Below are 22,029 nucleotides of genomic sequence, written 5' to 3' on the forward strand. Positions count from 1 at the left end.
AAGGTTGCCGCCTGTTTTCAAGCAGTTGACGCAATGCGCGAACAAACGCTCCGAAGGAGGCACAAAAAAATTATAAATACTAAACTTCACGCAACGCTTCAATGTAAATTGCCTGCCCGCCAAGCCGCAACGTCGTTTGTGAACCAGCGAGACAACAGACGACAAAGCACGCTCAGCCGTGGACAGCGTAGCCGCCGTCGACCACCAGCGTCTGACCATGGACCATGGCAGCCAGGTCGCTGCACAAAAACAAAATGAGATCAGCCACATCGTCGGGCGTGGTCAGGCGTCCCAGGGGGGTGCGGGCCATGGCTGTAGCGATGATTTCCTCACGATTGGGAAATTTTTTCAGGGCGTCGGTGTCCACCACCCCGGCGCTGACCGTATTGACAGTGATGCCCAAAGGGCCGAGTTCCACCGCCAGATGCCGGACCAGCGACTCCAGCGCCCCTTTGGACGCGCCCACCACGGTATAATTCGACACTGCCCGAACCGCGCCAATCGATGAAACGGCGACGATGCGGCCGCCGCTGGACATCAGGGGCAGGGCCTGCTGGGTAATGAGCATCAAGGCCCGGGCGTTGATGTTAACCGCCCAATCCCAATGGCGGCTCTTCAGTTCGGTCACCGGCTTGAGCACGCCGGAAGCGGCGTTGGACACAATCACATCCAGTCGGGAATAGCGGCTGCGGATCTCGGCAAACATGGCGTCAAGGCTTGCCTCGTCGGCCAGATTGGCGCGAATTGCCACGCATCGCCCGCCCCTGGTCTCAATTTCCGTCACCACCTCGCTGGCGTTGGTTCGATGGCGGACGTAGTTGATAATCACCTCAGCGCCCTGCGCCGCCAGTCGCTGGGACACGGCCTTGCCGATGCCGCGCGAACCGCCGGTGACCAGGGCCACCTTTCCTTGCAAATCAATCATGTATGCTCCTTTGAGTTTTTGCCGCTCCATAAAATAAGCAGCCGTTGCACAATGTCCAGGAGGAGATGCCGCCAAGCCTCCCTGCTCACGCTCCAACAACGCGGAGCCAGGTCCGTTTTATGGAGTTTTTGACAAAACGAAAGGGGTTGAACCGCACCGGCCCAAGTTGTTCCGGAACGAGAAAATCAGCGACCGCAAGCTCTGCGGGCGTCGCCAGGGGAAACTGCAAGGCTTCAGCATCCACACCGGCTAAGCCTGCCCCGTGGGCCGCGCGCCACAGCGGACATAGCTGCGGATCAACGCACAATATGCGCAGGAGGGCAGCGTCAACGGCCACCGGGTTGACGCCGGCGGCGAGAAGCCCCAGAGGATAAGGTTCGCCATGGATCGGCCCGTCAACATGCATGGCAACCACCCCGTCCACCAGGGAACCGCCAGGCGGCAGGACTGCGAGCAGATCCACCAGCAACGCGGCAAACCGGCCATTGGCGCCGCCGTGGGCCATATGCCACCACGGTTTGTGAAATCCGGAAAGGCAGCCGAAATAATTCTTCACCGCCAAGGTCAGGCGCATCTGCGAGTGGGCCTTGGCCCTGGGGAGATTGAGCAACACATCGCATTCCATGACCTCTGCAGCCAAAGCGGCCTTGACGCCGCACGGCAGCAGCGTCTCGGTTGTGCGCCCAAATTCAACCACCAGCACCCCAAGCCGCTCCAGCGCGGGCAAGGCGCCAATCGCTGCAAGCACAGACCGCGCCGAGCCAAAGGAGGGCGAATCGCCGACCGCCGGCCGAGCCCCTTGATCGATCAACCATCGCGCCGCAGCAACAATGCATCGGCTGTCGGTGCAGGCGAGGCGGCCGTTTGTGGCGGTGATGAGATTGGGTTTGAGCAGCACCCGCGCGGTCCGCAAATTGCTCCCGGCCAGCATGGGGCCGAGCAATCGATCAACGGCGACATCCAAAGACGGCTGGTCATAGGTTGGTTGCGCCGTCAAGGCGACGCTGGTGCAGGTCAGTTGCATGGTTCAAAAAAAACCGGCTTGGTTCACAGGGAACCAAGCCGGAAAAGGAGAGAAGAGATGAAGATGTTTTGAGTATAGCATCATCCGTGCCATCTCCTGCGGACGGGCGCCAGGAGATGTTTTTCAACCTTATTTCAAGCAATAGCGGCCTGACAGCTGACGCCAAGGCCGATTCGCCGCCACGACAACAGTAAAATATTTTTTACCCTTAACTACCGCCACAAAAACACTACAGAAAAACAACATTTAAAAACAGCACGTTGGCGCATATATATTTTTATACGCTTCATGGCGCCCAGAGCCCTCAACTGGGTAATTCTTATACAAGCCGGGATTACCGGCCGCGAATCTCCAGGGGAATCACCCGCACACGGAGGACGCCTTCCTGTTGCGCGATCTTGCTCTGCACCTCTTCCGACACCGGGCCGGCGCAGTCGATGATGTTGTATCCCAAGGCGCCGTTGCTCTTGTTGGTGTAGTTGATGATGTTGATCTTCTCGCCGCCCAGCATGTTGCTGATCATGCCGATCATGCCGGGCTGATCCTTGTTGATCACGGTCAGGCGGGTGTGAACGTCAACGGTGGGGATGGTCTCAATGTTGGGAAAATTGACGCTGTGAACGATGTTGCCGAATTCAAGATAATTTTTCAGCTCGCGCACCGCCATGGTGGCGCAGTTCTCTTCGGATTCGGCGGTTGAAGCGCCAAGATGCGGCGTCACCAGAATTTTTTCGTGGCCGAGAAATTTCACCGAAGGAAAATCCGAAATGTGCCCTTTGAGCTTACCGCTGACCAGGGCGGCCAACACCGCATCCTCGTCGATGATCGGACCGCGGGCGTAATTGATTAACACGGCGCCGTCCTTGACAAACTCAAGGAAATCCTTCTCGGTCACGTAGCCCCTGGTGTTCTTGTTCAGCGGCATGTGCACCGAAATGAAATCAGCCTCGCTCAGAGCCTCCTTGCGAGAACGGGCCAGGGTGACTTCAGGCGCCAAGTGATGGATGTTGTCCATGGCCGGGAAAGGATCAAAGCCCAGCACCCGCATACCGTGGTGCAAGCCGGCATTGGCCACGCCGACACCGATCTTGCCCAGGCCAAAGACCGCCAGGGTCTTGCCGGCCATCTCCTCGCCTTTGAATATTTTTTTGCGCGCCTCAACCTCGCGGTTAATGTCCTCGTCGTTCTTCCCGGTCAACCCCTGGCAGAACTCGATGCTCTTTTCCACATTGCGCAGCCAGATGCCAAGCGAAGTGTAGACCAGCTCGACCACGGCATTGGCGTTGGCGCCGGGTGTGTTGAACACGCAAATCCCCTTTTCCGAGGCCTCGTCCACCGGGATGTTGTTGACCCCGGCACCGGCGCGGGCTATGGCCAGCAGGTCGGGATAGGGCGCTAAATCGATTTTGGAGCTACGGACAACGATGCCTTCAGGATTGCTCTCCTCTGGGCTAACCTTGAACCGGTCGTTGAACAGAGTCAGTCCCTCTTGGGCAATGGCGTTGATCGTTTTAATTTTGAATTGCTTCATGGCTGATCCTCGTTGATAAGGGCAAATTAAAGGGGGGAATAATCAAGAGCGAACAAATCATCCCGCAACTCGACGAAAGCGCCACGCATGATGCTTCAGACGCAAGACGCGCAGAGTGTGCGGAAAGCAACACAACAGCAGCACTCAAAACAAAAAAACGGCGCGCACCACCCCGCCGCAATCCTAAAAAATGCGACAAAATAAAGCAAAGCCCCTTGTTTTGTCAAGGAAAAGAGGGAAAGCATGAAGATGAACGCAAATCAACACTACATGATTGATTAGAGCGGGAGCAGCCCTCCTTTACGACAATAAACAGCCCCTGTTGCAAAAGCGGTGGAGTTATGACACACCGTTTGCACAGGGCTCCTTAAATCGCAAAGGCGGCATGGTTAAAAGGAGGTGTTGGGTTGCCCTCACCAGTTGAGGGCCAAGCGACAAAACGCCATCAACAGCAAGATGCTCTTGACGGAGCCTTTTTGCACAATTTCCTGACCGAACACTGTTGATTGAATGTCAGTCTATTGAATGGAGGAGACTATTGGCCTCTGCAGCCCATGACGCAGAGGGCTCACTAACAGAAGACTGAAGCAATTGTTTTGCCTTCTCCTTCTCCCCTTTTTGCAAATAAACTTTGCCTAAATGAAACTGAATAATGGGAACCTTCGGAGAAATCTTATACGCCTTTTCCAAGGTTGCAAGGGATGCCTCATAATCAGCCACTTGAAACAAAATCCATCCCAGAGTATCGAGATACCGGCTGTTGTCCGGCTCGAGTTCAACCGCCTGCTTGGCAAACGACAGCGCCTTATCCTTTTCACCGGATTGAGCTGTTAAATCAGCCAGATTATTCAAACTGGAAGCATGGGCCGGAGGCGTTGCCAAAATCTCCAGATATCCTTTTTTTGCCTCTTCGATTTTACCGGAACTCTGATACAGAGAGGCGAGGAAAAAAGCGCTCTCTTTATTTTCAGGCTGCAGGCGATGCAGCTCTTCTGCCATAGCCAGAGATTCGCTTTTCTTGCCGCCCTGAAAATATGCCAGGGCCAGCGCCTTGAGAATGGCAGGATTTTGGGGAGTGATCGTCTTTGCCTTTTGCAACGAACCAATAGCCTTGACATAATCCCGCGTTAACCCGTAGTGGAGCCCGAGACGGTACCATACAGAGGCATCCTTCGGATGACGCTCGCTCAGAGATCGAAAAAGTTTTTCTGCGTCGGTAAACTGACGATTGAATTGGTAGGCCTCTCCCATGACAAACTGATCTTCAAGCACGCTGTCCTCGCTGGCAATAATCTGGCGAAGCGTTTCAATAGCCTCGTTGTACTTGGCCTGCCGCATCTGCAAGGCCGCAATCTGACGCAAAGCGGGAGTTTTCGGGTACCCCGCCTCGATAGCCTTGTGGTAGCCCTGAAGAGCCGCCTGAAAATCAGCTGCACGACTGTAGGTTTCAGCCAGTTGAAATAAAACAAGAGCATCCTTAGGGTTGGATGCATTAGCATCCAACAAGACCTGCTTGGATTCGTCGATTTTCCCTACCGCACGGTATGCAACCGCCAAAGGAACAGCGCTTTTTTCCTTGTCAATGGCTGCCGCGTACTGATAGTGCCGGATAGCCTTCTCGGCCTGATCGGAATACAGATACGCGGTGCCAAGCAGGATATGGCCAGTCGCATTTTTCGTCTCAGGTTTGATCACGGCTGCAAGCAGGGGTATGGTTTTGGCAAACTGCCGTTGCTTATTGTACAGTCCAGCGAGATTGACCTTGACGCCAATGTAATCCGGCAAGGTTCCGAGGAGCCCCTGTTCATAAAACGCTATGGCCTTGTCGACCTCTCCAGCCTCTTCACAGAGCATGCCCAACCGCTGATTTGCAAAACGATCATGAGGGTTGACGGCAACAGCCTTGAGCAAGATTTGTTTTGCCTTGTCTTTTTGCCCTTGAGCCATATAGATGCCGCCCAGCTTGGTCAGCGCGGAGCTGCTTTTAGGATCGAGTTCAACTGCCTTCTGCAACGCGGTTACAGCTTGGTCCTGCTTGTCCGCCAGGAGCAATACAAGGCCGAGAATTTCATGTGCCGGCCCGTATCCTGGATGAGACCGGATGAATTCTTCAAGCTGCTGCTGCGCCTCTTTATAGGTTCCCTGTTGCACAAGCGACAGAATTTTCTCCAGCTTTTGGGTTGCAGCGGTCGGTTCTTGTTTTTTCAGTATCTCGTAAAACATATTCTCCTTTTGCTCTTGCCAGGTTTCTGCCGCAGACGGCAGAGGCGGGGCGCCACTAAAATCGGCGACTGGGGTTTCACCTGATTCTGCAAGCTGGCTTGCTGAGGCATTGGCAACCGCTATGCATAAACAGAACGCACAGACAAAGGCAAAAGCGCCTTGCCGCATCAAGGGGCAAACATTCAGAAAAATCATGGCATGTCGTCCGGCAAGAGTTGACTGAAAATACCTAAAAAAAAAGCAGATGAGGAAAAACCCCACCTGCTTTTCATTAACCTGAATTGTGGCTGAATGCTACTTCCGCGTAGCCTTTCTTCTGCCCATTCCAGCAAGTCCAACCAGACCGGTGCCAAACAGCAGCATGGTTGCAGGCTCAGGAACCGCGCCGGCGCCGACTGTAATTCTATCCGCTTCTGTGGCAACCCGACCGCGGTCTACTGTGGCATAGATATTAAAATCATAAACCCCAGCTGTTTCCCCGGTGATCTCGACATTGAAGGTGAAGGTTCTGTCTTCGTCGCGAGTCCAAGTGCCTGTCTGGGCACCGTCATAGGAAGCGATTAAACCGGCCGGAACCTCCGAGAGGTCAAGTCCAACAGAGGTATAGGTGTGAATAACGGTCTCAATGGCGTCTTGGATGGTGTCCACGATGGATGCCACATCGATTCCAGCGTAGTGATCACCGCCAGTTGCAGCGGCTATCCTGTCGGCTTGAGCCCCTAAAGATCCATTTACACTGACAGCTTCAACGGTGATATTTTTATCCACCAGAGCGGCAGTTGCAGTGGCTTCCGTTGAAGGACCACTCGGATCGTGACCATAGACATCGCCAAACCATACCAAAATTCGAGTAGAACCAGCTCGCCAGCTTGCTGTTTCGGCAGCTTGCTCCAAGGCATACAGCTGCGATTCAGGACCATCGCCTCCATACCCTAAAGGACTGTCCCATTTGGTAATGCCTGCCTGAACAGCTGTAACGTCGCTGGTGAAATCTTGATGAAGTGTATAAGGTTTATCACTCGGATAGCCGTAACTGCTTCCCCAATCCTCATACTCGCCAACGGCATATTGCACATCGCCCAATCCAGCCGTACCAGCCAAAATACTCGCAGCACCTGTTTGTACAGTATTAATGGTCCCACCCATGCTGCCCGTGGTGTCTGCCAGAAAGAAAACGTCGACAGGCGCATAGCTTCCAGCCTCTTTAGACACAGTCACTGTTTTTGTGATAGTCGTGGTCCCACCCACAGCAATGGTATCACTGAAAGATGTAGGCGACACACTGTCAGCCATTGCATAGGCTGGCAACAAGAACATACTCACGGCCAAACCCAACATTACCTTTTTCATACCCCCTCCTTGCTAACAAAAGTTAACTGTAAAAAAGTATTCTTTACACTTTTTCACCCTTGACAACACGAATTGCAATTGTCGGGCCAGAAGCAAAAAAACAAGGGAATAGCCAACCCTCCTGAATTATAAAATAAATGCGCTAATGGATAAACGGCTCTAGAGTTGCCCTGAATTTGGCAAACTGAGGCGTTCCGGAAAAACGGGCATCACGCCTGTATTCCGGAAAAAACTCGACAAAGAAATTCTTCAGATAACACGCTTGAACCATAGACATTTCCCGCCATAAATTGAACGCCGCCACAGTCATTTTTCCACTTTTCAGGAAAAATATCGACACCTGCGTAAAAAATTCCCGTAATTAATCCGAAAATCGGGGGACCGACGACGAACTTAAAATGGATGCAACAGGCGCGAAAAAACGACGCGAAAAAGAAAAAAAATCAATATCGTCAAGATAGACAGATGGATGGTCGATCAAAACGGCAGGTTAAGAATTGTAAACTGCTTGGTTACCCGAAAGAGCGATGGCCAGTGCTATTGCATCTCGGGTAGACCGAACTGCATGCACCCGAAGAAAATCCACGTCTTGCTGGCTACAGAATGCAGAAATCAGCGCCGTAGGGCAATCACGCTCATCGATGGAAACATCAAGCAGTTGCCCTAAAAATGATTTGCGAGAGTGGCCAATAAGCACTGGACGGCCGTGTATTTTAAAGGCCTGAATATTGCGCAGAATGCTCAAATTATGCTCAAGAGTTTTGCCAAACCCGACGCCAGGGTCGACAATGATCCTAGCGCGATCAACGCCTTGGCTTTCCATCCAAACGATCCGCTCCCAAAAAAAATCGTTGATTTCAGCCACCACGTCCTCGTACTGCGGGTTCACCTGCATGTGGCCGGGCACGCCCTGCATGTGCATGATGATGACCGGGCCGTCGAAGGATCGCGCCACGTCGATCATTGCCGGATCAAAGCGCAGAGCGGAGATGTCGTTGATCATGGTCGCCCCGGCGGCCAGGGCTTCGCGCGCCACCACCGCCTTGGTGGTGTCAATGGAGATGGGGAGATCGCTGCATGCGCGGATTTTCCGGATGGCCGGAATGACTCGGGCGAGTTCGTCCTCTGCGCTCACCGGTTCGGCAAAGGGTCGGGTGGATTCGCCGCCCACGTCAATGATGTCTGCCCCTTCGCTGATGAGTTGCTCAATTCGGGCTTCAAGAGCGGCCTCGGTGTTCCAGCGTCCGCCGTCGGAAAAAGAATCCGGGGTGACGTTGAGAATACCCATGATCTGTACCTTGTTTTTCATGGTCTTTCCTTCCAGGCGTTTGTTGAGGAGTACAGGTTTTTAGCGTATGCGGGAAAGCTCGGCGAGAATGCGGCAATGAACAACGGGTTGGAAAGCTGTCTAGTGTAGTGCGGGCAACACAATTTCGTCCCTCTCACCTCACATCCCCACGCAGCATCCATCTGACAGCGCTCAGTCTTTTTCCGTATTGCTTGAAAGTGATGTTTTTCTGTCTGCTGCCTATCGACCGGCCGAAAGGAATAAATCCAAGGTTCTCCAACTACAGTCAATACACCCGTGACACTCAAGACAACCGCCTGCAGTGACCCATTGCAAACGACAACATGGATGCAGGCCAACAAGCCAGCAATTCGTTTTTGCAACAAAAAAAGGGGTGGGCCGCCTTCGTCGAACGAAGACAGCCCACCCCAAAAAAAGCACTGCAGTCGGTTTAGGCTTCGGCGGTTTCAGCCGGCGCTTCCACCGTTTCCTCGCCGTTTTCGCCCCGCAACTTGGCAATAATCCGGTCCATGTCGTCAAGAATGATCGTCTCACGCTCCAGGAGCTCATCGGCGATGGCCTTGAGGATGTCCCGATTTTCCTCCAGCAAACGGGTGACCTTGTCGTTGGCCTCGACCACGATCTTCTTCACCTCCGCATCAATCTTCTGCGCGGTCTGTTCGCTGTAATCGCGGTGCTGGGCAATCTCGCGACCGAGGAAGATGTGCTCTTCCTTCTTGCCGTAGGACATCGGCCCAAGTTCGTCGCTCATGCCCCACTCGCACACCATCTTGCGCGCCAATTCGCTGGCCCGCTCGATGTCGTTGCCGGCGCCGGTGGTGATCTCGTTAAACACCAGCTTCTCCGCCACTCGACCGCCAAACAGAATCGCAATCGAGTTGAGCAGGAAGCCTCGGGCATGGGTGTATTTTTCGTCGGTGGGCAACTGCATGGTGAGGCCAAGCGCGCGCCCGCGGGGAATGATGGTGACCTTATGGATCGGGTCAGTTCCCGGCAAAAGTCGCGCCACCAAGGCGTGACCGGCCTCGTGATACGCGGTGATCTCTTTTTCTCTCGGGCTGATGATCATAGACTTGCGCTCCGCACCCATCATCACCTTATCCTTGGCTCGCTCCAGGTGATTGGCGTCGACCTCTTCCTTGCCTTCGCGGGCGGCCATCAGAGCCGCCTCGTTGACCAGGTTTTCCAAGTCGGCGCCGGAAAAACCGGGGGTGCCGCGGGCAATCACCGCCATGTCGACATCGTCTGCCAGCTTGGTTTTTTTACCATAGATTTCAAGGATTTTCTCGCGACCCTTGATGTCCGGCACCGGCACCACCACCTGGCGGTCAAAACGGCCGGGCCGCAATAGCGCGGGATCCAGGACGTCGGGCCGGTTGGTGGCGGCGATGATGATGACGCCGTCGTTGCCTTCAAAGCCGTCCATCTCGACCAGCAGCTGATTGAGGGTTTGTTCGCGCTCGTCATGTCCGCCGCCGAGTCCGGCGCCGCGATGCCGACCGACGGCGTCAATCTCGTCGATGAAGATGATGCAGGGGGCATTCTTCTTGCCCTGCCCAAACAGGTCCCGCACCCGTGAAGCGCCAACGCCGACAAACATCTCGACAAAGTCAGAGCCGGAAATGGTGAAAAACGGCACGCCCGCCTCGCCGGCAATGGCCCGAGCCAGCAGGGTTTTGCCGGTACCAGGAGAACCAGCCAGCAGCACGCCCTTGGGAATGCGGCCGCCGAGTTTGGTGAATTTCTGCGGATCACGGAGAAAATCGATAATTTCTTCCAGTTCCGCCTTGGCCTCGTCGATCCCGGCTACATCCTTGAAGGTGATTTTAACCTCGCCCTCGCCCTGCAGTTTCGCTCTGGTTTTGCCAAACGACAGTGCGCCGCCCTTGCCGCCCATCTGCATCTGCCGCATGAAAAAAATCCACACTCCGATTAAGAGCAGCATCGGAAACCAGGAGACAAAAATCGTCAGATACCAGGGAGTTTCCTCGGGTTTCTTCACCGAGATGTCCACATCCGACTCCCTCAGCAGGGGGATCAGGCCGGCGTCACTGGGCGCCAGGGTCTTGAAGGGACGACCGTCCTGACCAATGCCGGAGATCTCCTCGCCCTGGATGTTGACCTTGTTGATGGCCCCGCTCTCCACATTGGACCAGAATTCGCTGTAGGTGATCGAATTGCTCTGGATCTGCGGCTTATTGAACAGCTGGAACAGCAGGATCATGGTCAGCCCGATGACCAGCCACATACTGAGGTTTTTATAAAAAGTATTCAAAAATTATCTCCAAAAAATCGTCATCAAGAAAATTCGCCGGCCCCATTAGCCGCTTATCCCTTCTTTTCAATTGGATAACCTACTTTAACATCGATTTTCTTTCAGTCAATGCCCTTTGCGAATTCCTGGATGGTCTTGACGCCCACCTCTTTGTGACGCACGGACTCCATGGCCTGCGTCATGGCCAAGCCGCCGGTGAGGGTGGTGGTGTAGGGGATATGGTAGTCAAGCGCCGCCCGGCGGATGATGTAGCTGTCTTCGGTGGTTCGGTTGCCGGCCGAGGTGTTGAGGATCCACTGCACCTGCCCGTCCTGGATTTTATCCAAAATATGGGGGCGGCCCTGGGAGATTTTATTGACCTCGCTGCAGGCAATGCCGCTTTCCTTCAATTTGGTTGCCGTGCCCCGGGTGGCGAGAATGGCGTAGCCAAGGTCCTCAAGTTTTTTGGCCACCGGGACCACCGCGTCCTTGTCCCCGTGGCGCACGCTGAGAAACACCGTGCCGCGCTCAGGCAGTTCGGAATTGGAAGCCATCTGCGATTTGGCCAAAGCCAGGCCCAGGTCGTCGTCAATGCCCATGACCTCGCCGGTGGATTTCATCTCCGGCCCAAGCAGGGTGTCGACGTTCGGGAACCGGTCAAAGGGAAAGACCGCCTCTTTGACAGCCCAGTGATGCAGGGTCTTTTCTTTGGTGAAGCCAAGCTGTTCCAGGGTTATGCCCAGCATCACCTTGGTGGCGATCTTGGCCAGGGGCACGCCGGTGGCCTTGGACACAAAGGGCACGGTCCGCGAGGCCCGTGGGTTGACCTCAAGAATAAACAATTTCTGGCCCTGCACCGCGTATTGCACGTTCATCAGCCCGATCACGCCCAATTCCTGGGCCATGGACTTGGTGGCGGCGGTGATCTCCTCAATCATGGTTTGGGAGAGCGTGTGGGGCGGCAACACGCAGGCCGAATCGCCGGAATGGATGCCCGCCTCCTCAATATGCTCCATGATGCCGCCGAGCACGGTCATTGAGCCGTCGCTGATCGCATCGACGTCTACCTCGATCGCGTCCTTGAGGAACTGGTCAAGCAGCACCGGATGCTCGCCGCCGGTCATGCCGGGGATGGCCATGAAGCTGCGGATGCCCTGCTCGTTGTAGACGATCCGCATGTCGCGACCGCCCAACACGTAGGATGGCCGCATGACCACCGGATAGCCGATCTCGGCGGCCACGCCCAATGCCTCTTCCAGGGTGTGGGCCGTGCCGTTGGCCGGCTGGCGCAAACCCAGTTTCTGCAGCAGCTGCTGGAATCGTTTGCGGTCCTCGGCGCGGTCAATGGCGTCAGGCGGTGTGCCGATGATCGGCACGCCCACCCTGGCCAGCGGCACCGCCAGGTTGAGCGGCGTCTGGCCGCCAAACTGGACAATCACCCCGTCCGGCCGTTCCCGCTCAATGATGTTGAGCACGTCCTCGCGGGTCAGCGGTTCAAAGTAGAGCTTGTCCGAGGTGTCGTAGTCGGTGGACACGGTCTCTGGATTGGAGTTGACCATGATCGACTCGACCCCGATTTCGCGCAGGGCAAAGGAGGCGTGGACGCAACAGTAATCAAACTCGATGCCCTGGCCGATCCGGTTGGGACCGCCGCCGAGGATCATGATCTTCTTGCGGTCGCTCCGTTTAGACTCATCCTCCTGCTCGTAGGTGGAATAGTAGTACGGCGTGTAGGATTCGAACTCGGCGGCACAGGTGTCCACCAACTTGTAGGCCGGCTCCAAGCCAAGTTTGATCCGCAATTTGCGGATGTCGTCCTCGGAGGTGCCGGTCAGGGTGGCCAACTGGACGTCGGAAAAACCGTGCTGCTTGGCCTCATAGAGAAAGTCGCGATCCAGGCCGACAAAGCCGCGGGTCCGAATCTCTTCGCCCTTGTCCACCAGCTGCTTGAAATTGTTGAGGAACCAGGGATCGATCTGGCTCAGCTCGTAAATCCGTTCGATGGACATCCCGCGCCGCAGGGCCTCGAAAATATGGCTGACCCGCTTCGAGTTGGGCCGATTCAGGCCCCGGTCGAGATCATCCTGATGCAGGGTGGTCATGTCCTCCTTGCCGTCGAAGCCAAAGCCCATCCGCCCGACTTCCAACGAGCGCATCCCCTTCTGGAAGGCCTCCTTGAAGGTGCGGCCAATGGCCATGGTTTCGCCCACCGACTTCATCGCCGTGCTCAGAATATCCTCGGCCTCAGGGAATTTCTCGAAGGTCCAACGCGGAATCTTGACCACGCAGTAGTCAATGCTCGGCTCAAAGGAGGCGTAGGTTTCGCGGGTGATGTCGTTTTTGATCTCGTCCAGGGTGTAGCCCACCGCCAGCTTGGCGGCGATCTTTGCAATCGGAAAGCCGGTGGCCTTGGAAGCCAGGGCGGACGACCGCGAAACCCGGGGATTCATCTCAATCACCATCAGTTCGCCGTCGGCCGGGTTGACCGCAAACTGGACGTTGGAGCCGCCTGTTTCCACTCCGATCTCGCGGATGATGGCAATCGCCGCGTCCCGCATCTCCTGGTATTCACGGTCGCTCAGGGTCTGGGCTGGGGCCACGGTGATCGAATCGCCGGTATGCACGCCCATGGCGTCGATGTTCTCAATCGAGCAGATAATGACCACGTTGTCGTTTTTGTCGCGCATCACCTCCAGCTCGAACTCCTTCCAACCGAGCAGCGAGCGCTCGAGCATGACCTCGTTGGTCATCGACAGATCGATGCCGGCGGTGGCCATCTGGTTGAGTTCGGCCCGGTTGTAGGCGACGCCGCCGCCGGTACCGCCGAGGGTGAAGCTGGGGCGGACAATGATCGGAAAACCGATCTGCTCAGCGGCTGCCATAACCTCTTCCAGGGTGTGGACAATGGCGGATTCCGGAACCTTGAGGCCGATCTTGCGCATGGCGTCGCGGAACTCTTCCCGTCCCTCGGCCTTGCGGATGACATCGATGTTGGCCGCCAGCAACTCCACTCCGTACTTCTCCAGCACGCCCATCTCCGCAACCTTGATCGCGGTGTTGAGCCCGGTCTGGCCGCCCAGGGTCGGCAACAAAGCATCGGGCCGCTCGCGCTCAATGACCTTGGCCACGCATTCGGGGGTGATCGGCTCGATATAGGTGCGATCCGCCAGACCGGGGTCGGTCATGATGGTCGCCGGATTGGAGTTGATCAGAACGACTTCGTAGCCCTCTTCTTTGAGGGCCTTGACCGCCTGGGCGCCGGAGTAGTCGAATTCACAGGCCTGGCTGATGATGATCGGCCCGGAGCCAATGATGAGTATTTTGTGTATGTCGGTGCGTTTTGGCATATTCTCGCTTTGGGCCGAGCAATCAGCTCGCCTGCTCCATCAGTTGAATGAACCGGTCAAAGAGGTATTCGGCATCGTGGGGACCGGGCGCGTATTCGGGGTGGTACTGCACAGAAAAGGCCGGCCACTCGCGGTGGCGCATGCCCTCCAGGCTGCCGTCGTTGAGATTGACGTGGGTCACCTCGACGTTTGCCGGCAGGCTGGCCGGATCAACGCAAAAGCCGTGGTTCTGCGAGGTGATCTCCACCTTGCCGGTGAGCAGATCCTTAACCGGCTGGTTGCCGCCCCGGTGACCGAATTTGAGTTTGTAAGTCGTGCCGCCGTAGGCCAGACCGAGCATCTGATGCCCCAGGCAGATGCCAAAAATCGGCAGGCGCCCCAGCAGTTTCTGGATATTGCCGACCACGCCGCGCACCCCGGCAGGGTCGCCCGGGCCGTTGGAGAGAAACACGCCGTCCGGCTGCAGGGCCAGGACCTCCTCGGCGGAGGTGGTTGCCGGCACCACCAGCACTTGGCAGCCCTTGCGGGTCAGCAGGCGCAATTGGTTGTATTTGATGCCGAAATCATAGGCCACCACCTTGAAACGGCCATCCGCGGCTGTCGGGAACCCGGCGCCAGGGACCGGCGCGCCGCTCTCCCAGCGATAGCTGACCGGGCTCGCCACCCGCTCGACCATGTCGCGCCCAACCAGCCCGGACCACTCGCGAGCGCGGCGAACCACCGAGGCCTCGTCCATGTCTTCGGTGGTAATGATCGCCTTCATGGCCCCGGTGGTGCGAATCATCCGGGTCAGCATCCGGGTGTCCAGGCCTTCGACGCCGAGCACCCCGTAGTGTTTAAGGAAATCCGCCAGATTGCCGGTCGACCGGTAATTGCTCGGCTGCCCCTGGTATTCGCGGACCAGAAAGGCGCGCGGATGCACGCCCGCCGATTCCATATCCTCGGGGTTGACGCCGTAGTTGCCGATCAGCGGGTAGGTCATGGCGACCAACTGACCGGTGTAGGAGGGGTCGGTGAGCACCTCTTGGTAGCCGCTCATGCTGGTGTTGAAGACAATCTCTCCCACGGCCTCACCAGGGCCGGTGAAAGAACGCGCGGTCATCACCGTGCCGTTTTCAAGTCCGATTAACGCTTTCATAGTATACCCAAAAAAGAACGAAGTTCCGGTTATCAAGCAAATTTTTATCCGGCTCTGCCGGTCGGCGCCCGATGCCCGTGTGCAGTGGTATGATAAGCACGCCCGCCGATACCGCCAGTCACGTCAGGGAAGAAAAGGAGCGGCGTTCGTGGTTTTCCGCGACGACGCCAGACATTGACAAACGATGCCGGCCTGGCGCGCAACTGCGCCCCGTTGGCCGGCGGCGGTTTCCGCCGCGCGCGTGCAGGCCGCGAGATAGGCCTCGGGACGGGCGTGATGATGGAGCAGCAAGGCGGTTAATGCGTCGGCGTCGGCCACCTGAAAACCGCCGCCGGTCGACTGCAACAGATGGGCTGCGTCGTTAAAATCTTTCATGTAAGGCCCAAAGCAGACCGGACGTCCCCAACGCGCCGCCTCCATGACGTTGTGACCGCCGCGGTCAACCAGACTGCCGCCGCAGAAAATGTGATCGCCGCCGCAGTAGAGGTCGGCCAGGTCGCCCATGACGTCAACCAGCACAACGGCTGCGGTGCGCTCCTTGCCGGCAAGTTCTGAATACCGCTCAAAGGGCAGATACAGGCGACGAAACAAGGCTTCCACTGCAGGCAGACGTTCCAAATGGCGCGGCGCCACCACCCAGACCACCGGGAAGGTGGCCGCAAGCTTGCGATACACCGGCGCCAACATCGCCTCTTCGCCTTCGTGGGTCGAACCGCAGACAAACACCTTCTGCTCGGCAACGCCAAGCCGTTTGCGCTGGGCGGCGCGGGTATGTTCCATCTGCTCCGCCGGCATGTCGTATTTGAGATTGCCGCAGACCTGAATGCGCGACTCAGGCACGCCCAACCCGGCAAAGCGGAGCCCGTCGGCCTCGCTGATGGCCGCCACAGCTTCAAATCCGGCCAGAAAAGACTGCATAAACGAGCGTATCCGCCGGTAACGGCCAAAAGAGCGCTCTGAAATCCGCCCATTGAGCAACAGCAGAGGAACCCCGGCTGCCCGCAAACGGGTCAGCAGCACCGGCCACAGTTCCGTTTCCAGACCTATATACAGATCCGGCCGCAGGAAGCGGACGGCGCGCCGCACCGCCGGAGGCGCGTCCAGAGGCGCCAACAGACAGACGACCTTTTCGGAAAGACGGCTTTGGGCCATCCGGTGGCCCTGCTCGGTGGTCGAAGTAAGGAAGATGCGAAGAGAGGCGCAGGACCTGAGCAAGGCGTCGATCAAAATGACGGCCGCTTGCGTTTCCCCCACCGAGGAGGCATGCATCCAGAGAATCGAATGGCCGGACCGTCTGAGAGCGACCCTGCCGGGATACCGGCCAAGCCGTTGCTCCAGCCCGTATCCGTATCTGCCGCCCACAAGCCGCATCAGGGGAAACAACAGCACCAGAAGACAATACAATCCGGTTCCAAGGGCACTGTAGAGCAGGTACAGCAATTTTTCCAAGAGGCTCCCGATCAGGTTGATCCACACGACGCAAAAATTCATCTATTTAACAAAGGCCTCGCCACTCCGTCAACTCCGATCCGCGCCAATGCGGAAAAAAGCCTTGAAAATTGGCGACCGGCCGGCATGCGGCGCCCATCCCCTTTTTCATTGACAAGCCGGCGCCGGCCCTGTAAGCAACCCAGATTCCATCAATCGCACTCCGCCGCCCTTGTCTGCGGAGGAGAGAAACCCAAAAAACAATGAACAAAACGTATCGCCGGAGAATTCCATGACCAGGCTGCTTTCGCTGCTGTTCCTGTCCGCGTTGCTTTTTTGTTCCGGACAACCCGCATTTTCTGCCGAGGAAAAACCCATGAAAGACGGACTGTATGCAAAAATCACCACCGCCAAGGGCGACATTCTGCTCAGGCTTTTTTACAACAAGACGCCGCTGACGGTTGTTAACTTCGTCGGCTTGGCGGAAGGTTCGCTGCATCTGGGCGGCGGCAGCAAGCACACCGGCACGCCGTTCTACAACGACCTGACCTTTCACCGGGTGATCGCCAATTTCATGATCCAGGGCGGTTGTCCCCTGGGAACCGGCACCGGCGGCCCGGGCTACACCTTCCCCGACGAGTTCGATCCGGCGCTCCGTCACGACGGACCCGGCGTGCTCTCCATGGCCAATGCCGGACCCGGCACCAACGGCAGCCAGTTCTTCATCACCCATGTCGCCACGCCTCACCTGGACGACAAGCACACCGTCTTTGGCCGGGTGGTGGAAGGCCAGGACGTGGTCAACAAAATCGACAAAGGCGACGTCATTAAATCGATCGCCATTATCCGCGTGGGCAAGGAGGCTGAGGCCTTCAAAACCGACCAGGCCGCCTTTGACGCCGCCGTGGCCGCCATCAAAGATCGGCAGTCCGGCGCGCTCAAAGCGCAGCAGGAAAAAATCCAGAAGATGATCAAGGAGCAGTGGCCCAAGGCCGTGCGCTCCGACTCGGGCCTGTACTCCCAAGTGGAGCAAAAAGGCGAAGGCGAGCCCCCTGCCGTGGGCGCCACGATCAAGGCCCACTACACCGGCCGCCTGCTCCTGGGCAACCGCAAGTTCGACAGCTCCTACGACCGGGGCGAACCCATCGCCTTTCCGGTGGGAACCGGTCGGGTGATTCCCGGTTGGGACGAAGCCTTGAGCCAGATGGCCAAGGGCGAAAAACGCACCCTGATCATTCCGCCGGAACTGGCCTATGGCGAACGGGGCGCGGGCGGCGTGATCCCGCCCAACGCCTGGCTGGTCTTTGACGTTGAGATGGTCAGTTTCTGATTGGCGCCAGACTCAAACGCACCATAAAAAAAGGCGGGGACATCTCCCCGCCTTTTTTTTATGGCCTTCAGCTTTGACGGCGCACGCCCGTCAGCGCCAGCCCCCCTTGAACGGGATCGCCTCTTCGACTCGCGCCCTTCTTCAGCAAACAACGCAACAGACGCCAACAAGAGAATTTCAGTATTTCAACCCCATCCGATCCCGGGCAAGATCCAGGGTTACGGCCGCCTTGGCCCGCGCCTTTTCAGCCCCCTTGGCCAGCACCTGACGCAGGTAGTCGGGATTGTCGAGCAACTCCTTTTTCTTGGCCCGAGCCGGGGCAAAATAGTCGTTGATCAACTCAAACAGATCCTGTTTGAGATAGCCGTAGGCGGCGCCGCCGTTGAGGTAGAGGTCGCGCACCTCCTGCATCTTCTCCGCCGAGGCAAAGAGCTTGAGCAGGGCGTAGAGGTTGCACGTGTCCGGATTTTTGGGGGCCTCCACCGGGGTGGCGTCGGTCTGCACCGCCATCACCCGCTTGCGCAGGGCCTTGTCGTCAAGAAAGATGGGAATGGTGTTGTCGTAGGATTTGGACATCTTCTGTCCGTCCAAACCGGGGACAATGGCGGTGGTTTCGTTGATTTCCGGTTCCGGAACGACAAAGGTCTCGCCATAGGCGTTGTTGAAGCGGATGGCAATGTCCCGCGCCACCTCCAGATGCTGCTTCTGGTCCTTGCCCACGGGCACGACCTCGGCCTGATACAACAAAATGTCGGCGGCCATCAGCACCGGATAGGCGAACAGCCCGTGGCTGGCCGGGATGTTCTTGGCCACCTTGTCCTTGTAGGAGTGACAGCGCTCGAGCAACCCCATGGGGGTGAGAATGGACAACAGCCAGGAAAGCTCGCAGACCTCGGGCACGTCGGACTGCACCCAGAAGGTGCAGCGGTCCGGGTCAAGGCCGAGGGCAAGAAAATCGGCCGCCGCCTCCAGGGTACCCTGACGCAGACGGTCCCGGTCCTGGACCGAGGTCAGGGCGTGCAGGTCGACGATAAACACGTACAGCTCCGCCGACTCCATATGGCGGATCATTGAGTGCATCATGCCAAAATAATTACCGATATGGAGTTTTCCGGAAGGTTGAATTCCCGACAGTATTCGTTTCATGGGGTTCTCTTTTTCAGTAAAATGGGGGAAATTTCGCAAACCGCACCGTTATAGCGCAATTCCCAAAAAAATGACAAAAAAAATGGGAGTGCGAAACCGCACTCCCACACAACGCCAACCTCCCTGCGGCACGCAGGGCAGGCCTGATTACTTCACTTCTTCAAAATCAGCATCAACCACGTCATCGTCCTTGCCACGCTTGCCGCCGGCGGCGCCGGCTCCAGCCGCGCCTGGATCGGCGGGACCTGCGCCCTGCTGCCCCTTGGCCTGGGCGTACATCAATTCCGCCAGTTTGTGCGAGGCCTGGGTCAGAGTGTCGGTGGCTGCCTTGATGGCGGCCGAGTCCTCGCCCTCCATGACCTTTTTCAGGTTCTCGATCTCTTTCTCCACATTGGCCTTGGTCTCGGCGTCCACCTTGTCGCCCAACTCGGTCAGGGTCTTGGTGGTCATGTGGATCATGGAGTCGGCATTGTTCTTGGCTTCAACCAATTCCTTGCGCTTCTTGTCCTCTTCGGCGTGCAGCTCGGCGTCTTTTTTCATCCGCTCGATCTCAGCCTCGGAAAGGCCGGAAGAGGCGGTAATCCGAATCGACTGCTCCTTGTTGGTGCCCAGATCCTTGGCGGAAACATGGAGAATGCCGTTGGCGTCCAGGTCAAAGGTAACCTCGATCTGCGGCACCCCGCGTGGGGCTGTGGGAATGTCGGCCAGATCAAAACGACCGATGGTCTTGTTGTTGGCGGCCATCTCGCGCTCGCCCTGCAACACGTGGATCGACACCGCCGGCTGATTGTCGGCTGCGGTGGAGAAGACCTGGCTCTTTTTGGTCGGCACCGTGGTGTTCTTCTCAATCAGCTTGGTCATGACGCCGCCCAGGGTCTCGATGCCCAGGGAAAGCGGAGTGACGTCCAGCAGCAGCACGTCCTTGACGTCGCCTTTGAGCACGCCGCCCTGGATAGCCGCGCCGATGGCCACGACCTCGTCCGGGTTGACGCCCTTGTGCGGATCTTTGCCGAAGATGGACTTGACCTTCTCCTGCACCTTGGGCATACGGGTCATGCCGCCGACCAGGATAACCTCGTCGATGTCGGCCGGGTTGAGGCCGGCGTCTTTGAGCGCGGTGCGGCAAGGGCCTTCGCAGCGGTCAATCAGATCCTCGACCAGCACCTCGAGCTTGGTCCGGCTCAGTTTGACGTTGAGATGTTTGGGGCCAGTGGCGTCGGCGGTGATAAACGGCAGGTTGATGTCGGTCTCCATGGCTGAAGACAACTCTTTCTTGGCCTTTTCCGCCTCTTCCTTCAGGCGCTGCAGGGCCATCTTGTCGTTGCGCAGATCAACGCCCTGGTCGCGTTTGAACTCGTCGGCCAGCCAGTTGACAATGCGCATGTCAAAGTCTTCGCCGCCGAGGAAGGTGTCGCCGTTGGTGGATTTCACCTCAAAAACGCCGTCGCCGATCTCCAGAATGGAGACGTCGAAGGTGCCGCCGCCAAGGTCAAACACCGCAATCTTTTCCTCGCCCTTCTTGTCCAGACCATAGGCCAGGGAGGCGGCGGTCGGCTCGTTGATGATCCGCTGCACATTGAGGCCGGCGATTCGGCCGGCGTCCTTGGTGGCCTGACGCTGGGCGTCGTTGAAGTAGGCCGGAACCGTGACCACGGCCTCGGTGACCGGCTCGCCCAGATACTCCTCGGCGGTCTGCTTCATCTTGCCCAGGATCATGGCGGAAATTTCAGCGGCGGTGTAGGTCTTGCCGTCAACCTCGACCACGGCGTCGCCGCCTGCGCCTTCAACAATGTTGAATGGGCTGACGCCGATGGATTTTTTTACTTCCGGGTCGGTAAACTTGCGGCCGATCAATCGTTTGATCGCAAACAACGTCCGGGTGGGGTTGGTGACTGACTGGCGTTTGGCGATCTGACCGACCAGTCGCTCAGCGCTGTCGGAAAAGGCGACAATCGACGGCGTGGTGCGGTTGCCCTCGCTGTTCTCAATCACCTTGGGATCCCCCCCCTCCATGATGGCCACGCACGAGTTGGTGGTTCCCAAGTCAATTCCAATTATTTTACTCATAATTTCAATCTCCTGTCTCTTCTGTATTTATAGTCGGCTCAAAGCCTGAAAAATCGCAAATCGCATCAATAAGTGTACTGTGCGACCGAACGGTCCTTTGTCAAGACGCCTTGCCTGCTCCGCTGGACACAACCACCTTGGCGTGCCGCAGGACTCGGTCCTTGAACCGGTAGCCCTTGGCAAATTCGCGCAGCACATGGTTGGCCGGCGTCTCCTCGCTTGCTTCCATGGCCAAAGCCTCGTGCTCGTCAGGATTGAAACCCAGCCCGGCCGCAACCAGCGGTTCAACCCCAAACCGTTCCAAGGTGGCCACCAAACCTTTGCGGGTCAGCTCGACCCCTTGCAGCATGGACTCAAACTTCTTGGCGTCGTCCTCGGCGGCGGCTCCGCCCTGTTCAATCGCCCGATCAAGATTGTCCAGGGTGGCCAGCAGGTCGCGAAGGATGTTCTCGCCGGCGTACTTGAGCAGTTTGCTTCGCTCCCGCTCCATCCGCTTTTTGTAATTGTCAAACTCGGCGGCAACCCGCATCAGTTGGTCACGGGTTTCGTCGCGCTCACGCCGCAAGGTTTCCACCTCGCTCTCCTGACCGCCTCCATCCTCTGCAATAGTCTCCACATCGCCCAGGTCTGCGGAAGCCTCTGTTGCCTGCTGGGCGCCGACAGGTTCCTGATCTTTTGTCTCGTCTATCACCGACACTCTCCTTGTTCTGAGTCCTTGTTGCGAATCCCAATGCATTCGGCCCGAAATCCGCTTTGCATGCGGGGTCGGGCCGGTTAAATCTGGTCCGAACAATAAGTATGGCAAAATCCGGTGTCAAGGGAAGGAAACCGGGATTTAGCAGGGAAACCGCCGAGAAAAAGCCAAGGAAAAACGGAAGGAAACCAAAGGTGGACAACAAAAAAGCCCCTGCGTCGGGACGACGGCAGGGGCTTTGAACAAGGCGGCGCTTGACGCCT

At 57.3% G+C, this 22,029-nt stretch carries 14 protein-coding genes; 1 reads left to right on the top strand and 13 read right to left on the bottom strand.

Annotation, left to right across the window (positions count from 1 at the left end):
* Nucleotides 1-172 precede the first annotated feature (172 nt).
* The 10 genes from fabL to RCH93_RS15965 form a co-directional block, all read right to left on the bottom strand.
* Entirely contained in the window at nt 173-925 is a 753-nt protein-coding gene (gene fabL, locus RCH93_RS15920; protein WP_306549411.1) for an enoyl-[acyl-carrier-protein] reductase FabL, read from the bottom strand.
* An 85-nt stretch (nt 926-1,010) separates the two neighbouring features.
* Complete coding sequence (locus RCH93_RS15925; RefSeq protein WP_306549412.1) at nt 1,011-1,949, bottom strand: DUF362 domain-containing protein; 939 nt, start codon at nt 1,947-1,949, stop codon at nt 1,011-1,013.
* A gap of 334 nt (nt 1,950-2,283) precedes the next feature.
* Nucleotides 2,284-3,480 carry a 3-phosphoglycerate dehydrogenase family protein gene (locus RCH93_RS15930; RefSeq protein WP_306549413.1) on the bottom strand — a complete coding sequence of 399 codons (1,197 nt, stop codon included), beginning with the start codon at nt 3,478-3,480 and terminating at the stop codon, nt 2,284-2,286.
* A gap of 513 nt (nt 3,481-3,993) precedes the next feature.
* On the bottom strand, nt 3,994-5,898 hold the full coding sequence (locus RCH93_RS15935; protein WP_306549414.1) for a tetratricopeptide repeat protein: 1,905 nt from the start codon (nt 5,896-5,898) through the stop codon (nt 3,994-3,996).
* 99 nt (nt 5,899-5,997) lie between these two features.
* The gene (locus RCH93_RS15940) at nt 5,998-7,053 is read right to left on the bottom strand and encodes a vWA domain-containing protein (protein WP_306549415.1); all 1,056 of its coding nucleotides are present in this window, start codon (nt 7,051-7,053) and stop codon (nt 5,998-6,000) included.
* Between the two features lie 490 nt (nt 7,054-7,543).
* Nucleotides 7,544-8,362 (bottom strand): dihydropteroate synthase, encoded by an 819-nt coding sequence (folP, locus tag RCH93_RS15945; protein ID WP_306549416.1) that lies wholly within the window; start codon nt 8,360-8,362, stop codon nt 7,544-7,546.
* 430 nt (nt 8,363-8,792) lie between these two features.
* The gene (gene ftsH / locus RCH93_RS15950) at nt 8,793-10,637 is read right to left on the bottom strand and encodes an ATP-dependent zinc metalloprotease FtsH (RefSeq protein WP_306549417.1); all 1,845 of its coding nucleotides are present in this window, start codon (nt 10,635-10,637) and stop codon (nt 8,793-8,795) included.
* A 101-nt stretch (nt 10,638-10,738) separates the two neighbouring features.
* Nucleotides 10,739-13,963, bottom strand: a complete 3,225-nt coding sequence (gene carB / locus RCH93_RS15955; protein WP_306549418.1) for a carbamoyl-phosphate synthase large subunit — start codon at nt 13,961-13,963, stop codon at nt 10,739-10,741.
* A gap of 22 nt (nt 13,964-13,985) precedes the next feature.
* Complete coding sequence (carA, locus tag RCH93_RS15960; RefSeq protein ID WP_306549419.1) at nt 13,986-15,101, bottom strand: glutamine-hydrolyzing carbamoyl-phosphate synthase small subunit; 1,116 nt, start codon at nt 15,099-15,101, stop codon at nt 13,986-13,988.
* A gap of 123 nt (nt 15,102-15,224) precedes the next feature.
* Entirely contained in the window at nt 15,225-16,550 is a 1,326-nt protein-coding gene (locus tag RCH93_RS15965) for a 3-deoxy-D-manno-octulosonic acid transferase (RefSeq protein ID WP_306549420.1), read from the bottom strand.
* Between the two features lie 355 nt (nt 16,551-16,905).
* Between RCH93_RS15965 and RCH93_RS15970 the strand changes: the two genes are divergently transcribed.
* Nucleotides 16,906-17,859, top strand: a complete 954-nt coding sequence (locus RCH93_RS15970; RefSeq protein ID WP_306549421.1) for a peptidylprolyl isomerase — start codon at nt 16,906-16,908, stop codon at nt 17,857-17,859.
* A gap of 177 nt (nt 17,860-18,036) precedes the next feature.
* Here the strand turns inward: RCH93_RS15970 and trpS are convergent, their stop codons facing one another.
* From trpS to RCH93_RS15985, 3 genes are all read right to left on the bottom strand, one after another.
* On the bottom strand, nt 18,037-19,005 hold the full coding sequence (trpS, locus tag RCH93_RS15975; protein ID WP_306549422.1) for a tryptophan--tRNA ligase: 969 nt from the start codon (nt 19,003-19,005) through the stop codon (nt 18,037-18,039).
* A gap of 147 nt (nt 19,006-19,152) precedes the next feature.
* Nucleotides 19,153-21,072, bottom strand: a complete 1,920-nt coding sequence (dnaK, locus tag RCH93_RS15980; protein WP_306549423.1) for a molecular chaperone DnaK — start codon at nt 21,070-21,072, stop codon at nt 19,153-19,155.
* Nucleotides 21,073-21,172: 100 nt separating this feature from the next.
* The gene (locus RCH93_RS15985; protein ID WP_306549424.1) at nt 21,173-21,763 is read right to left on the bottom strand and encodes a nucleotide exchange factor GrpE; all 591 of its coding nucleotides are present in this window, start codon (nt 21,761-21,763) and stop codon (nt 21,173-21,175) included.
* Nucleotides 21,764-22,029: the final 266 nt, after the last annotated feature.

This window comes from Desulfobulbus sp. (assembly GCF_030824455.1).
Classification (GTDB): domain Bacteria; phylum Desulfobacterota; class Desulfobulbia; order Desulfobulbales; family Desulfobulbaceae; genus Desulfobulbus.